The organism is Pseudomonas sp. NPDC086581 (assembly GCF_044746165.1).
In the GTDB taxonomy this organism is placed as follows: domain Bacteria; phylum Pseudomonadota; class Gammaproteobacteria; order Pseudomonadales; family Pseudomonadaceae; genus Pseudomonas.
Map to the genome: position 1 here is coordinate 370,054 of NZ_JBIVBR010000003.1, position 12,749 is coordinate 382,802.

The 12,749-nt window shown below is 65.4% G+C and carries 13 protein-coding genes; 3 read left to right on the forward strand and 10 right to left on the reverse strand.

Annotated elements, in window-relative coordinates:
* Positions 1–25: 25 nt before the first annotated feature.
* Positions 26–427 (forward strand): YbaY family lipoprotein, encoded by a 402-nt coding sequence (locus tag ACIPK7_RS09255; protein WP_401087280.1) that lies wholly within the window; start codon positions 26–28, stop codon positions 425–427.
* A 108-nt stretch (positions 428–535) separates the two neighbouring features.
* On the forward strand, positions 536–1,213 hold the full coding sequence (locus ACIPK7_RS09260) for a DUF4197 domain-containing protein (protein WP_192381878.1): 678 nt from the start codon (positions 536–538) through the stop codon (positions 1,211–1,213).
* Between the two features lie 197 nt (positions 1,214–1,410).
* Here the strand turns inward: ACIPK7_RS09260 and ACIPK7_RS09265 are convergent, their stop codons facing one another.
* The 3 genes from ACIPK7_RS09265 to ACIPK7_RS09275 all read right to left on the reverse strand — a co-directional run bounded on the left by ACIPK7_RS09265 (position 1,411) and on the right by ACIPK7_RS09275 (position 6,608).
* A complete protein-coding gene (locus ACIPK7_RS09265; protein WP_225614798.1) occupies positions 1,411–1,875 on the reverse strand; it encodes a Bro-N domain-containing protein in 465 nt (154 codons plus the stop codon).
* A 554-nt stretch (positions 1,876–2,429) separates the two neighbouring features.
* Positions 2,430–5,498, reverse strand: coding sequence for an efflux RND transporter permease subunit (locus ACIPK7_RS09270; RefSeq protein ID WP_401087282.1), 3,069 nt, complete (start codon positions 5,496–5,498; stop codon positions 2,430–2,432).
* 6 nt (positions 5,499–5,504) lie between these two features.
* Positions 5,505–6,608, reverse strand: a complete 1,104-nt coding sequence (locus tag ACIPK7_RS09275) for an efflux RND transporter periplasmic adaptor subunit (protein ID WP_081517850.1) — start codon at positions 6,606–6,608, stop codon at positions 5,505–5,507.
* 97 nt (positions 6,609–6,705) lie between these two features.
* On the opposite strand from ACIPK7_RS09275, the gene ACIPK7_RS09280 reads away from it, so the two are divergent.
* On the forward strand, positions 6,706–7,338 hold the full coding sequence (locus tag ACIPK7_RS09280; protein WP_192431814.1) for a TetR/AcrR family transcriptional regulator: 633 nt from the start codon (positions 6,706–6,708) through the stop codon (positions 7,336–7,338).
* Positions 7,339–7,496: 158 nt separating this feature from the next.
* On the opposite strand, the gene ACIPK7_RS09285 is transcribed toward ACIPK7_RS09280, so the two are convergent.
* The 7 genes from ACIPK7_RS09285 to adk all read right to left on the reverse strand — a co-directional run bounded on the left by ACIPK7_RS09285 (position 7,497) and on the right by adk (position 12,629).
* Positions 7,497–8,279, reverse strand: a complete 783-nt coding sequence (locus tag ACIPK7_RS09285) for a class I SAM-dependent methyltransferase (protein ID WP_401087285.1) — start codon at positions 8,277–8,279, stop codon at positions 7,497–7,499.
* A 53-nt stretch (positions 8,280–8,332) separates the two neighbouring features.
* Positions 8,333–9,025: an extensin family protein gene (locus ACIPK7_RS09290; RefSeq protein ID WP_401087287.1), complete on the reverse strand. Its 693-nt coding sequence runs from the start codon at positions 9,023–9,025 to the stop codon at positions 8,333–8,335.
* Between the two features lie 3 nt (positions 9,026–9,028).
* Positions 9,029–9,856 carry an isocitrate lyase/phosphoenolpyruvate mutase family protein gene (locus ACIPK7_RS09295; RefSeq protein ID WP_401087289.1) on the reverse strand — a complete coding sequence of 276 codons (828 nt, stop codon included), beginning with the start codon at positions 9,854–9,856 and terminating at the stop codon, positions 9,029–9,031.
* A gap of 75 nt (positions 9,857–9,931) precedes the next feature.
* On the reverse strand, positions 9,932–10,792 hold the full coding sequence (locus ACIPK7_RS09300) for a DUF72 domain-containing protein (protein ID WP_192432140.1): 861 nt from the start codon (positions 10,790–10,792) through the stop codon (positions 9,932–9,934).
* On the reverse strand, positions 10,789–11,136 hold the full coding sequence (locus ACIPK7_RS09305) for a hypothetical protein (protein ID WP_401087291.1): 348 nt from the start codon (positions 11,134–11,136) through the stop codon (positions 10,789–10,791). The genes ACIPK7_RS09300 and ACIPK7_RS09305 overlap by 4 nt, the downstream gene beginning before the upstream one ends.
* A gap of 67 nt (positions 11,137–11,203) precedes the next feature.
* On the reverse strand, positions 11,204–11,878 hold the full coding sequence (gene tsaB / locus ACIPK7_RS09310) for a tRNA (adenosine(37)-N6)-threonylcarbamoyltransferase complex dimerization subunit type 1 TsaB (RefSeq protein WP_401087293.1): 675 nt from the start codon (positions 11,876–11,878) through the stop codon (positions 11,204–11,206).
* A gap of 103 nt (positions 11,879–11,981) precedes the next feature.
* Positions 11,982–12,629 carry an adenylate kinase gene (adk, locus tag ACIPK7_RS09315; RefSeq protein ID WP_081517842.1) on the reverse strand — a complete coding sequence of 216 codons (648 nt, stop codon included), beginning with the start codon at positions 12,627–12,629 and terminating at the stop codon, positions 11,982–11,984.
* Positions 12,630–12,749: the final 120 nt, after the last annotated feature.

Genomic DNA, 12,749 nt, shown 5'->3' on the forward strand with positions numbered 1-12,749 from the left:
GCCCCTTGGTTCAAAGGAGAGCTCCATGAAGAAAACCCTTCCCCTGCTGCTGATGACCGGCCTGCTCACCGCCTGTAGTTCCAACTTCTCCGGCGACAAGGCGTCGCTGGATGGCGAAGTCTTCTACCTGCAACGCATCGCCCTGCCGCCTACCGCCCAGGTCACCGTCAGCCTGCAGGACGTATCGCTGGCCGATGCCCCGGCGGTCGATCTGGCCCAGCAGCAACTGGAGTCCGGGCGTCAGGTGCCGCTGGCGTTCCATCTGGATTACGACCGCAACCAGGTCAAACCGGGCCACACCTGCGCCGTCAGCGCGCGTATCGAGGACAGCGGCCGCCTGCTGTTCATCACCACCGAGCGCCACAGCGTGAAACTCGATGGCAGCGATCCGCAGCCGCTGCGCGTCCGCGTCGACCCCGTGCGCTGATTCACCGCGCCGCCGGGTTTTCCCCGGCGGCCATCCTCCGTTAATCTCCCCCCTCCATTCTCCACCTCGGCGGTTCGCAAACCGCCGGGTTTCGCCAAGGAAGTACCGATGCTGCGATTCCCCGTTCTGCTGGCCGGCGCCCTGCTGTCCGTCAATGCCTTCGCCCTGTCCCTCTCCGACCTCAGCCAGAGCGACGCCACCGGCGGCCTGAAGGATGCGCTGACCCAGGGTGCACAGGTGGCCGTGAAGCAGCTCAGCCAGCCCGGCGGTTTCAGCAATGACCCCGCCGTGCGCATCGAGCTGCCCGGCAAGCTGGGCAAGGCCGCCAAGACCATGAAGCAGTTCGGCATGGGGGCCCAGGTCGACCAGCTCGAGGCGAGCATGAACAAGGCAGCCGAGGCCGCCATGCCGCAAGCACAGGCGCTGCTGGTCGATGCGGTGAAGAAGATGAGCGTGACCGACGCCAAGGGCATCCTCCAGGGCGGCGAGCACTCCGCCACCGACTACCTGAACCGCAGCAGTCGCGATCAACTGCGCGCCAAGTTCCTGCCGATCATCAAGCAGGCCACCGACCAGGTTGGCGTGGCCAAGCAGTACAACGCCTTCGCCAGCCAGGCCGCCGCCTTCGGCGTGGTCGATGCGAAGAACGCGAACATCGAGAACTACGTGACCGAAGAAGCGCTGGACGGCCTGTTCAAGCTCATCGCCGAGCAGGAAAAAACCATCCGCCAGAACCCGACTGCAGCGGCCACCGGGCTGGCGAAGAAGGTGTTCGGGGTGCTCTGACTTCGATCCGAACGAGACAAGGGAAAGCCCGGCAACTGCCGGGCTTTTTCGTGCCTGCTTATCTCTCCCCTGTAACAGCGCGCCGGGTCGTAAGCGATGGGTATCGCTTCGCTCCACACCATCCTACGAAGAGTTCCCCTTTCCGTAGGGCGCATAACCCGGAACGGGTTATCCGCCGTGATGGCTACGTCCGTCTCTCAGCCCAGCAAGCAGGCGGCATCGCCGAAGCGCAGCCAGACGCCGCCTTGCCACTCCAGTACCGCCAGCGGGTAACCCTGCACCTCGCGCACGGCGTGGCGGGGGACGAACCCCGGTGGCAACTGCGCGTCACGCAGGGCCGGCACGACTTCGTTGCTCAGCCACTGGCGCAGGTTGCGGTTTTCCGGATGGTAGAAGTACACCAGCAGCAGGGTGTAGAGGCCGCTTTCGCTGACCAGTAGCTCGTCCTCTTTCCCGCCTTCGAGCCGTACCCAGCGGTACTGGTCGGCGTCGAGCTTGCGCGGTACGCGGGCGGCGAAGTGGGTATTGGTCAGGCGCGCGAGGTCGCGGGCGGAGAACCAGGCCTGCCGATCAATCATCAGACCGCGCAACGGGCGATCGTAGCGCTGGAAGGTGTGGAAGCTCAGGCCGTTGTCGGCTGGGAACATCGTCGAAGGGTTCATGCGGTCTCTCCCTGTACAGCTCAGTTGGCTACAGCTGGAAAGCCGCCATCCCGGAAAGGGAGGCGGACCGTGCAAGGGTGGAAAACCGGGAGCTTTAAGCCAAAGACCGGCCGGGCCGAAGCCCGCCTCGCACGGTCCGCCATGGACAGCCAGAGTCGGCCCGGCCTTTGAAAAGGCCGGGCCATTCCCTGCTATGGCGAATGCTTAAAGCTCACAGGCTTCCACACCTGACCACGGCTGTTCCGTGGCGGAGAGAACGCTAAGCAGTGGCTTTGTAGGACCGCAACGCCGTTGATGAGTCAGGCGGTTCCCGAATGAATGTCCCGAGCCTGACGGAGTGATCCGGGCTTGAGAATCGTGCCCAGGAAAGGACAGTGAGGGTGACAGGTCGAAGGGTTCGCGTCTGTCGGGTTACTCGTCTCAGAGCATCGGACGGCGGATAACGCTGCGCGTTATTCGCCCTACGTCGATGTTAGATATTGGATTCGACCTGTAGGAGCGCGCCATGCGCGCGATTCGCGGGCATGGCCGGCTCCTACAGGAAGGTCCTGAAGCTAGACCTCCTTCTTCACCCTGAACCACGCCGCGTAAAGCGCCGGCAGGAACAGCAGGGTCAGTGCCGTGGCGACGATCAGGCCGCCCATGATCGCCACCGCCATCGGCCCGAAGAACACGCTGCGCGACAGCGGGATCATCGCCAGCACGGCGGCCAGGGCGGTCAGCACGATGGGACGGAAGCGTCGCACCGTGGCCTCGATGATCGCGTGCCAGGTGTCCAGGCCGTGGGCGCGGTCCTGTTCGATCTGGTCCACTAGGATCACTGAGTTGCGCATGATCATCCCCGCCAGGGCGATGGTGCCGAGCATGGCGACGAAGCCGAAGGGCTTCTGGAACACCAGCAGGAACAGGGTCACGCCGATCAGGCCCAGGGGCGCGGTGAGGAACACCATGATCATCCGCGAGAAGCTGCGCAGCTGGATCATCAGCAAACTGAGCACCACCACGATGAACAGCGGCACACCGGCGTTCACCGAGTTCTGCCCCTTGGCCGAATCCTCCACGGTGCCGCCGACGTCAAGCAGGTAGCCGTCGGGCAGCTCGGCGCGGATCGGGTCCAGCGTCGGCGATATCTGCTTCACCAGGGTCGCTGGCAGCGAGTCGTCGTAGATGTCGGCACGGATGGTCACGGTGGGCAGGCGGTTGCGTCGCCAGATGATGCCTTCCTCGAAGCCGTACTCCAGGGTCGCTACCTGCGACAGCGCCACGCTGCGGCCGCTGCTGGTCTGCATCGACAGGCTGGGCAGTTGCGACAGGTCATGCCGGCCACGCTCGTCGCCACGCAGGAGGATTTCGATCAGCTCGTTGTCCTCGCGGTAGTAGCTGACGGTGGATCCGGTCAGCGAGCTCTGCAGGAACTGCGAGATGTCCGAAGTGCTCACGCCCAGGGCGCGGGCGCGTTCCTGGTCGATGTCGAGGAAGATCGCCTTGCTCGGCTCTTCCCAGTCCAGGTGCACGTTCACCACGTGGGGGTTCTCGCGCATCTTGTCGGCGACCTTGCGCGCCAGTTCTCGGACTTCCGGAATGTGCTCGCCGGAGACACGGAACTGCACCGGGTAGCCCACCGGCGGCCCGTTCTCCAGGCGGCTGATACGGGTGCGCAGGGTAGGGAAGTCTTCGTTCATGTGCTTGATCAGCCACTGACGAATCTCCTCGCGGGATTCCAGGCTCTTCGCCAACACCACGAACTGCGCGAAGCTCGCCGCCGGCAGTTGCTGGTCGAGCGGCAGGTAGAAGCGCGGCGAACCGGTGCCGACATAGGCCACGTAGTTGTCGATACCGGGATGCTCGGCGAGCATTTTCTCCAGGCGATTGACCTGCTCAGTGGTGGCGCTCAACGAATCACCTTCGGCCAGCTTCAGGTCCACCAGCAGTTCCAGGCGGGCCGACGGCGGAAAGAACTGCTGCGGCACCAGGCGGAACAGCATGATCGAACCGATGAAGGCTGCCACGGTGAGAAGGATCACCGTCTTGCGATAGCGCACGCACCACTCCACCACACGGCGGAAGCGCTGGTAGAACGGCGTCGAATACGGGTCATGGCCCTTGTCACTGCCGCCGTGTTTTTCCGCGTGGCGCTTGGCGAGGTCGGGCAGCAGCTTCTCGCCCAGGTAGGGCACGAAGACCACGGCGGCGATCCACGAAACCAGCAACGCGATAGTCACCACCTGGAATAGCGAGCGGGTGTATTCGCCGGTTCCCGACTGCGCGGTGGCGATGGGCAGGAAGCCCGCGGCGGTGACCAGCGTACCGGTGAGCATCGGGAAGGCCGTGCTGGTCCAGGCGTAGCTCGCCGCCTTGAACCGGTCGTAGCCCTGCTCCATCTTCACCGCCATCATCTCTACGGCGATGATCGCGTCGTCGACCAGCAGCCCCAGCGCAAGCACCAGCGCGCCGAGGGAAATCTTGTGCAGGCCGATGCCGAAGTAGTACATGCAGGCGAAGGTCATCGCCAGCACCAGCGGGATCGACAGCGCCACCACCAGGCCGGTGCGCAGGCCTAGGGAGAAGAAGCTCACCAGCAGCACGATGATCAGCGCCTCGGCCAGCACTCGGACGAACTCGCCCACGCCTTCACGCACGGCGGCCGGCTGGTCGGACACCTTGCGCAGCTCCATGCCCGCCGGCAGCGTCTGCTGTAAGCGTTCGAACTCGGCGTCGAGCTTCTGGCCCAGCACCAGGATGTCGCCGCCGTCCTTCATGGCCACGGCGATGCCGATGGCGTCCTCGCCCATGAAGCGCATGCGCGGAGCGGGCGGATCGTTGAAGCCGCGATGGACCTCGGCGACGTCGCCGATGCGGAAGGTGCGATCGCCGACGCGGATCGGGAAGGAGCGGATGTCCTCCACCGAGTCGAAGCGACCGGAGACGCGCAGTTGCACGCGGTCGGTCGCGGTCTCGAAGAAGCCGGTGGCGGTCACCGCGTTCTGTTCTTCCAGCGCCTTCTGCACAGCCGCCAGCGGCAGGCCAAGGGTGGCGAGCTTGGTATTGGACAGGTCGATCCAGATTTTCTCGTCCTGCAGGCCTACCAGCTCGACCTTGCCGACGTCCTTGATCCGCTGCAATTGCAGTTGCAGGCGGTCGGCGTAGTCCTTGAGCACCGCGTAGTCGAAGCCCTTGCCCGACAGCGCGTAGATGTTGCCGAAGGTGGTGCCGAACTCGTCGTTGAAGAAGGGCCCCTGGATGCCCTGCGGCAAGGTGTAACGGATGTCGTTGACCTTCTTGCGGATCTGGTACCAGAGCTCGGGAATGTCGCGGGAATGGAAGTCCTCGCGGGCGACGAAGGTCACCTGGGATTCACCGGGGCGGGAAAAGGAGACGATGCGGTCGAAGTCGCCGGTCTCCATCAACTTCTTCTCGATGCGCTCGGTGACCTGGCGCGAGACTTCCTCGGCGGTCGCGCCGGGCCAGTTGGTCTTAACCACCATGGCCTTGAAGGTGAACGGCGGGTCTTCGCTCTGCCCCAGTTTGGAGTAGGACAGCGTCCCGACTATGCCCAGCAGGAGCATGAGGTACAGGACGATGGAGCGGTTCTGCAGCGCCCAGGCGGAAAGGTTGAATTGCATCGGGCGTTACTCCTTCGCCACCAGCTTGACCGACCGGTTCTCCCGGTCGACCGGCCGTACCTCCTGACCTTCACGCAGCACCTGCACGCCCGCTGCCACCACCCAGTCGCCATCCTTCAGGCCTTCGAGCACCGGCACGCGATCCTCGGCGTAAGGGCCGATGCGCACCGGGCGGCGATGCAGGGTGGAAGTTTTCGGATCGACTACCCAGACGAACGGCTGGCCGGCTTCGGACGTCAGCGCAGCGAGCGGCACGGCGAGCGGTACGGTGCCCTCGGCATGGATGTAGACGCGGGCGCTCTGACCCAGCTCGGCCGGAACCTTGGCATCGTCGAAAGCCACCCGCGCGGCAAAGGTGCGCGACTGCGGATCGGCCGCCGGCGACAGCTCGCGGATCTTGCCGCTGAAGCGCTTGTCGCGCTGCGACCAGAGTTCGACGCTCACCGCCTCGCCGACGCGGAAGCGTTCGAAGGCATGCTCGGGGAAGCTGATCAGCACTTCGCGGTCGCCGTCGGCAGCAAGGGTGAAGACGGTCTGCCCGGCGGCAACCACCTGCCCCACTTCCACCCGACGGGTGGCGATCACGCCGTCCTGGGGCGAGCGCAATACCGCGTAGCCGGCCTGGTTGCTGGCCACGTCGTACTCGGCGCGAATCTGTTTAACCCGCGCCTCGCCGGCGCGGTAGGTGTTCTCGATGTTGTCGAACTGCGACTGGCTGACCAGCTGGCGCTCCAGCAGGGTCTTGTAGCGGGCGTATTCGGAGCGCACCGTCTGCAGGTTGGCTTCAGCGGCGGCCACCTGGGCACGCGTGGCCTCGAGCTGCAGGCGCACGTCTTCTGGATCGAGTTCCGCCAGCGGCTGGTCCTTCTTCACCCGTTCGCCCGTTTCCACCAGGCGCTTGCTGACTTTTCCGCCGATACGGAAGGCCAGTTCCGGCTCATGGCGCGCATGCACTTCACCGGGATAGGCCTCGGTGATATCCCGCGCCGGCAGAGGCTGTACAACGATGGCAGGGCGCACCGCGGGCTTAGGCGGTTCGCCGTTACCGCAGGCGGAAAGTGAAAGGATGAAGGCAGCAGGCAGCGCGACAGACAGAGCATGGCGGAACATGATGTGTGACCTTTCGCAAAATGCGGTTGGAATTCTTATACTCGCCGGTATAGTAAAAATACAGAACCCATCAGTCCAGTATTAGAAATGTAAAGACATGTCACCAACGAACTCATCGAACGGACCGGGTCGCCCCAAGGATCCGGCCAAGCGCAAGGCCATTCTGGAAGCCGCCAAGGAGCTGTTCGTCCGCTACGGCTATGACGGCAGTAGCATGGAGGCCATCGCCGCCGAGGCCGGGGTGTCCAAGCTCACCGTTTACAGCCACTTCACGGACAAGGAGACGCTGTTCGTCGAGGCGGTGCAGTCCAAATGCGCCGAGCGGATGCCCGAGCTGTTCGCCGAGCCGCCGGCCAATGCGCCGCTGGAAAGTCTGCTGCTGAACCTGGGCCGCGGCTTCAACCAGTTGATCAACAGCCCCGAGGCGATTGCCCTGAGCCGGTTGATGGTGGCCCAGGGGGCGGGCAACCCGCACCTCTCGCAGCTGTTCTTCGAGGCCGGCCCGCAGCGCGTGCTGGACCAGATGGAGCGCCTGCTGGAGCAAGCCCGTCAGCAGGGCAAGATGAAGATGGACTGCCCGCGCCGGGCCGCCGAGCATTTCCTGATGCTGGTGCAGGGCTGCGTGCACTTCCGCCTGATGATCGGCTGCGAGAACGCTCCTACTCCGGAAGAATCCGAGGCGCATGTGCAGGAAGTGGTGGCGTTGTTCCTCAAGGCCTTTGCGCCCTGATCGAGCGCTTTTCGTAGGAGCGAGTTTGCTCGCGAACCCGCTCAGCGTGAGAGCCGCCGGGGGCTTTGTTCGCTAGCAAGCTCGCTCCCACAAGTGAACCCTGGCGCTCCCTTGTAGGAGCAGGCCACGCCCGCGAACCGCGCCGACAGGCGCGTCTCTCAGCCCTTCAGGCTTTTCAGCGGATAGATATCATAGCGGCTGGACTTGCCTTCCAGGCTGTAGCCGGGCTTCTGCCCCTCGATGATCGGCGCCTTGCGCGGGCGCTTGACCACCACGCGGTGGCTGGCCAATTTCAGCGCCGCTTGCAGCAGCGCCGGGGCGTCGAGGTCGTCGCCCACCAACGGGCGGAACAGGCGCATTTCCTTCTTCACCAGCGCACTCTTGTCGCGGTGAGGGAACATCGGGTCGAGGTAGATCACCTGCGGCGCCTCCCCTTCCCAAGTGGTCATGCGCTCGATGGAGTTGCCCTGCAGCAGGCGCATGCGCGCGACGATGGCGCCCACCTCGAAATCCCCTGCCGCGCGGGCCAGGCCGTCCTCCAGCAACGCGGCGATGATCGGCTGGCGCTCGGTCAGGTCCATCTCGCACCCCAGCGTCGCCAGCACAAAAGCGTCCTTGCCCAGGCCGGCAGTGGCGTCCAGCACGTGGGGACGCACGCCCTGCTGGATCCCCACGGCCTTGGCGATCATCTGCCCCGCGCCGCCGCCGAACTGCCGGCGATGCGCAGCAGACCCTTCGAGGAAATCCACCCGCACCGGGCCGGGCGAATCCGGCCCCAACTGCAGCAGCTGCAAGCCGTCATCACCCAGTTGCAGGGCGAAATCGGCATCGCCCTCGCCCATCGACAGACCGAGCCGCTGCGCCCACTGCTCGGCTACGGCCTGCCAGGCAGGAGCCAGCGCCTGGACGACGATGCGCGGCGGTGTGAGGACTTCGATCATGACGGGGATCCTGGGAAAAACCGCGATTCTACCGCAGCGTGAAGCTGGCAGGCTCAACGGCAGACCTGCCAGCCGCCTAGGTCGAGATGGAAGTGATCGTGGTGCGCACGGTTGTAGTCCGGCCCGAGCACGCCGTCGAAGTTGCCGCATGCGCGGTCGCGCACGGTACGCAGGAAGCGCGCGGCGTCGCCATCCTCGCTCCAGTCTGTCGCCACCACGATGCGCCGGCCATCAGCCAGGCGGAAGGCGGTGATGTCCAGCGCATTGGCCGTGGCGTGCTGGCTGCGGCGGCCATCGGCGCGGCCATAGATATTGCGGCAGGCGAAGCTGCCCAGGTGCTCAACCGCCGATACCGACCGGCCGTAGACTTCTCGTGCGGCCGGTTGCAGGGAGTGGCGCTCGAACAGCGCAAAACTCACCGCCAGCGGGCAACTGGCGAGGAAGCTGCTGCTCAGCTTCACCCCGGCAGCCTGTACACGCCAGACGTTGTGCAACGGGCAGCCAGCGACGGGTTCGCTGTCGGCCATGGCCTGGGCCTTGAGGTCGGAGCTTTGCAGCGCCAGCCGGCACAGCTCGGCGTCATCACGCAGGCGCCAGAGCTTGTAGCGGGTTAGCAGATTCGGCTCGTCGCGCACGTCCAGTGGTGCCCAGGGATTCCATCGACTGGGTAGCTCCACCCATCGCTGCTGCACCGCCAAAGCAAAGCCCGCGCAGGCAACGAGCAACCCGAGCAGCCACCAGCGCAAGAGTCAGCCCCGGAACAATCCGTTGATGCGGTCGAATGGCATGGCGCCGTGCATGGGCTTCAGATTGCCCTTGGCCAGTGCCTCGGAGGCGCTGAAGAAGGCACCGTAAGCGGCCCGAGCCAGACAGGAGCCGACGCTGACGCGCTTCACCCCCAGTTCAGCCAGCTCATCAAGGCTCAGCTGCAGCGCCGGCGACCCCACCAGCACATTGACTGGGCGCGGCGCTACGGCGCTGACCACGGCGGCAATTTCCTCGCGGGTCTTCAGGCCCGGCGCGTAGAGCACATCCGCTCCGGCTTCGGCGAAGGCCACCAGGCGGCGAATGGTGTCGTCCAGGTCGACGCGGCCGTGCAGGAAGTTCTCCGCCCGCGCCGCCAGGGTGAAGGTGAACGGCAGCGCACGGGCGGCCTGCACGGCGGCAGCGACGCGCTCGACTGCCAACTCCAGCGGATAAATCGGCGCATCCGGACGGCCGGTGGCGTCTTCGATGGAACCGCCAACCAGCCCGCAAGCAGCAGCCAGACGGATGGTTTCAGCGCAGTCTTCCGCTGCATCGCCGTAGCCGTTCTCCAGGTCGGCAGCGACCGGCAGGGGCGTTGCCTCGAGGATCTCGCGCGCATTGGCCAAGGCTTCATCGCGGCTCACCGCGCCTTCGGCGTCGCGCCGGCCGAGGGCGAAAGCCAGACCGGCACTGGTGGTCGCCAAGGCTTCGAAGCCCAGGTGGGCGAGCATCTTCGCCGAGCCGGCATCCCAGGGATTGGGCAGGACGAACAGGCCGTCGCGCTGGTGGAGCGCGCGGAAGGCGTCACCACGTTGCTGTTGATTGGTCATGGCGGACTCCTTGCCAAACGAGGGAAGGAGCAGGTTAGTCCCCTCGCCTGCATGACGCCATGCACAGTTGGCGGCTCAGAGCAGGCCGAGCTGTTCCACTTCCGGCTTGGGCTCAAGCAGCGCTGGCAGCCCAGGCAGGCGCTCGCGCAGCAAGGCGTGGAAGCGCTTCGCCTGTTCGGCAGCGCGGTGGTTGTCCGGGGTATGAAGGAAGACATAGGGCGTCAGGCCCTGTTCGATCCACTCGGCGACCTTGCCGATCCAGGGCGCGAGATGAACGAGATTGGCGTCCAGGTCCGGCCCGCCGATGAAGCGCACCTGCGGGCTGTCGCTGAAGGCTGCCGGGCGCACCGGTACCTTGGGCTTCTTCGACTGGGCATGGAGCACGGCCGGATCATCGGACTGCACGGCGAACAACGCCCGCGAGTCCAGGCAGATGCGTTCGACGCCACGGTCCAGCAGCAGGCGGTTCAGCGCCCGCTCCTCGTCGCCCTTGGCGAAGAACGCCGGGTGGCGCACTTCCACGGCGATGCGCCGCTCGGAGAACTCATCCAGCCACGTAGCCAGCTCGCCCAGGCGATCCGGGCCGAAGCTGGCGGAAACCTGCAGCCACAGCGGCGCCACGCGCTGGCCCAGCGGCGCCAGCAGGTCGAGAAAGTCTCGGGTGTTTTCCAGCTGACCGCGCAAATCGCCCTCGTGACTGATGTCGCGCGGCAGCTTGGCGCAGAAGCGGAAGGTCTCCGGCATGGTTTGCGCCCAGCGCGCGAGGGTGTCGGCATTGGGACGGGCGTAGAAGGTGGTGTTGCCTTCCACGGCGTTGAACACCTGGGAGTAGAAGGACAGTGTTTCGGCGGGACGCAGGTCGGTGGGATAGAAACTGCCGCGCCAGGCGGGCTCGTTCCATGAAGGGCAGCCCAGGAAATACGGCAAATGCATCAGGCGTAGAGGTCGAGACCGACGACTTCCTGGCCTTCGTATTGGCTGACCATGCTGGCGGTGCTGGTGTAGCTGGCGAGCGCCTGCGCCGCGCGTGAGGTCAGCGGGCGCTGGTAGTCGAGGTTGTCGCGCAGGGTCGCCGGCAGGTTGTAGCTGCTGGCGCTGGAAGATTCCACGCGACGGGTCTGCGACTGCGAGTCGAGCCCCTGGCTGGCCGAGGTCGGCGCGGGCTGCTCGCGGCGGCTCTCGACGTCACGCTGCACTTCCCGAAACGGCGTGACAGCAGTGCCCGTGCGGGAACTGCGCTCCGTTGTCTGGGATGTGGAGGTAAAGCCGTCGATACGCATGGCGAAAACTCGGTGGGAATGCCCATCACTCTAGCGACCGCGCGTAACTGCGGTCAATTGGCACAGGTCAGGCTTTCTTGGGTGTCGCCACGTTGTCGCGCAGGTAGACCGGCTGGGCCTGCTCTGCGTCAACCGCTTCGCCGCGGGCCCAGGCGAATTCGGCCAGGGTCAGCAGGTCTTCGGAGTGCGGCAGCAGGCTGGCGTCGCAGGCGGCAACCTTCACTGCCAGGCGTTCTTCGAAGCCCCAGCCAGTGCCGGAGCCGAACCACTCGCCCTGGACATCGCGCGGCAACTCGACGCGCTCCGGCGGCAGCACTGCCTCGGCGCCGGCCAGACGCATCTCGCCCTGCTCCAGGCGGTAACACCCCCAGTACACCTCGTCCATGCGCGCATCGATGGCCGCTGCCACCTGGCTTGCGCCGTGCTCGCGGTAGGCGCGCTGGGCCAGCACCGACAGGTCGGAAATCGGCAGCACCGGCTTCTGCAGCGCAAACGCCAGGCCCTGTACCACGCCGATGGCAATCCGCACGCCGGTGAAGGCGCCGGGGCCGCGACCGAAGGCAATGGCGTCGACGGCGGAGAGCGCGATGCCGGCCTCAGCGAGGATGTCCTGCACCATGGGCAGCAGGCGCTGGGCATGCAGGCGCGGGATCACCTCGTGGCGTACGAACCGGCGGCCGTCATGCAGCAGGGCGACGGAACAGGCTTCGGTCGAGGTATCCAGGGCCAGCAGCGTGGGCATGGTGTTTTCCATAGGACGTTGAGAACAGGGCGATAAAAAACGGGCGGGCATTATAAACGCCAAAGGCCCGCGTGTGCGGGCCTTTGGCTGATACGGCGATGGATCAGTTCAGAGCGCCGAGCACCTTGGAGGTGATCTGCTCGACCGAACCGACACCCTCGACGCGGGTGTACTTCGGAGTGCCCTGCGCATCCGCCAGCTTCTGGTAGAAGTCGACCAGCGGCTTGGTCTGCGAGTGGTAGACCGACAGGCGGTGACGCACGGTGGCTTCCTTGTCGTCTTCGCGCTGGATCAGCTCTTCGCCGGTCTCATCGTCCTTGCCAGCCACTTTCGGCGGGTTGTGCTCGACGTGGTAGACGCGACCCGAGGCCGGGTGAACGCGGCGACCGGCGATGCGGCCGACGATTTCCTCGTCGTCCACGGCGATCTCGACCACGTGATCGATGGAGACGCCCGCTTCCTTCATGGCCTCGGCCTGGGGAATGGTGCGCGGGAAGCCGTCGAACAGGAAGCCCTTGGCGCAGTCGGGCTGGGCGATACGTTCCTTGACCAGGTTGATGATCAGGTCATCGGATACCAGGCCGCCGGCGTCCATTACGCTCTTGGCCTGCAGGCCGAGCTCGGTGCCAGCCTTGACCGCTGCACGCAGCATGTCGCCGGTGGAAATCTGCGGAATGCCAAACTTTTCAGTGATGAAGCGAGCCTGGGTACCTTTGCCGGCACCGGGCGCCCCGAGCAGAATCACACGCATCGATATGCTCCTTAATACTTGTTAAGCGAAATCACGGATCCGCCTCGTGGGGCCAATCTCATCATGCTTGGAATGGCGCAGAGGTGCGCCGAAAGGTTGCTCACGATACACAGCGGTCCC

Coding starts and splice junctions, on each gene's coding strand:
- tsaB (WP_401087293.1), bottom strand. CDS start 11,878: ATGCCCACGCTGCTGGCCCTGGATACCTCGACCGAAGCCTGTTCCGTC.
- ACIPK7_RS09275 (WP_081517850.1), bottom strand. CDS start 6,608: ATGTTCCGCCATGCTCTGTCTGTCGCGCTGCCTGCTGCCTTCATCCTT.
- ACIPK7_RS09270 (WP_401087282.1), bottom strand. CDS start 5,498: ATGCAATTCAACCTTTCCGCCTGGGCGCTGCAGAACCGCTCCATCGTC.
- ACIPK7_RS09295 (WP_401087289.1), bottom strand. CDS start 9,856: ATGACCAATCAACAGCAACGTGGTGACGCCTTCCGCGCGCTCCACCAG.
- ACIPK7_RS09255 (WP_401087280.1), top strand. CDS start 26: ATGAAGAAAACCCTTCCCCTGCTGCTGATGACCGGCCTGCTCACCGCC.
- ACIPK7_RS09265 (WP_225614798.1), bottom strand. CDS start 1,875: ATGAACCCTTCGACGATGTTCCCAGCCGACAACGGCCTGAGCTTCCAC.
- ACIPK7_RS09260 (WP_192381878.1), top strand. CDS start 536: ATGCTGCGATTCCCCGTTCTGCTGGCCGGCGCCCTGCTGTCCGTCAAT.
- ACIPK7_RS09280 (WP_192431814.1), top strand. CDS start 6,706: ATGTCACCAACGAACTCATCGAACGGACCGGGTCGCCCCAAGGATCCG.
- ACIPK7_RS09285 (WP_401087285.1), bottom strand. CDS start 8,279: ATGATCGAAGTCCTCACACCGCCGCGCATCGTCGTCCAGGCGCTGGCT.
- adk (WP_081517842.1), bottom strand. CDS start 12,629: ATGCGTGTGATTCTGCTCGGGGCGCCCGGTGCCGGCAAAGGTACCCAG.
- ACIPK7_RS09305 (WP_401087291.1), bottom strand. CDS start 11,136: ATGCGTATCGACGGCTTTACCTCCACATCCCAGACAACGGAGCGCAGT.